Annotated in this window: 1 protein-coding gene; it reads left to right on the top strand. The window is 42.9% G+C overall.

The genetic code is table 11. The annotated features are described in order from the left end of the window. Positions 1–2: 2 nt before the first annotated feature. Positions 3–961: flagellin N-terminal helical domain-containing protein (locus CVN76_RS00920; RefSeq protein ID WP_442857524.1), on the top strand; the 959-nt coding region annotated here is incomplete at its 3' end.

Below are 961 nucleotides of genomic sequence, written 5' to 3'. Positions count from 1 at the left end.
GATTGGATCAAGCTTCTCGTAACTCACAAGATGCTATCTCTCTTATCCAAACGGCTGAAGGTGCATTAAACGAAACGACTGACATCCTTCAACGCATGCGTGAACTTGCTACTCAAGCATCAACAGATACTAATACAACAAACGACCGCGGCGAAATCCAAAAAGAAATGGATTCCCTAACTTCTGAAATCAACCGTATCGGTAACACGACTGAGTTCAATACGCAAAAATTATTGAACGGTGCTAAAGATAGCAAAACTGTAGCTCAAGCTGCTACACCTGCTGCTGCTGCAGTTCAAGGTAGCGTAACATCAACAGGAACTTTGAGTACAACTAATGGTGATACTGTAACAGTAGATGGAAAAACATTTACGGTTGCTGCAGCTGATGATGCAGCGGCTGGAGAATTCACGGATCTTGATGGATTAGTTGCTGCTATTGGAGCGGATGCTGATTTAAGCGCTAAGTACACTGCATCTAATGATAGTGGACAACTTAAACTTGTACAAAAAACTGGTTCTGAATCAGCAACTGCAGCAACTATCGGTGGTAATGCTGGTTTATCAGTAGATGCTGCTGAAACAGTAGCTGGCTCTAAAGCCGTAGCAGCTAAAGAAGCTGTTGAAGCTGGCGCAGGTCTTCAATTCCAAATCGGTGCTAACGAAAACCAAAGCTTAACACTTGAAATTGGTGACATGCGTGCAAGCGCTCTTGGATTGACTGGAACTGGTGCTGGATTTACTGCTACATCAAATGTAAGCAACGGAACTGATTCTACAGGCGTTGAATCTGGTCTTGATGTTTCTAATGCTAAAAACGCATCAGCTGCTATCACAAAAATCCAATCTGCAATTGATACAGTTTCAGCAGAGCGTTCTAAATTAGGTGCTAACCAAAACCGTTTAGAGCACACGATCAACAACTTAGGTACTTCTTCTGAAAACCTGACGGCTGCTGAATC

This window comes from Bacillus sp. mrc49 (assembly GCF_002803435.1).
This window is presented reverse-complemented; position numbering and strand designations above follow the sequence as displayed.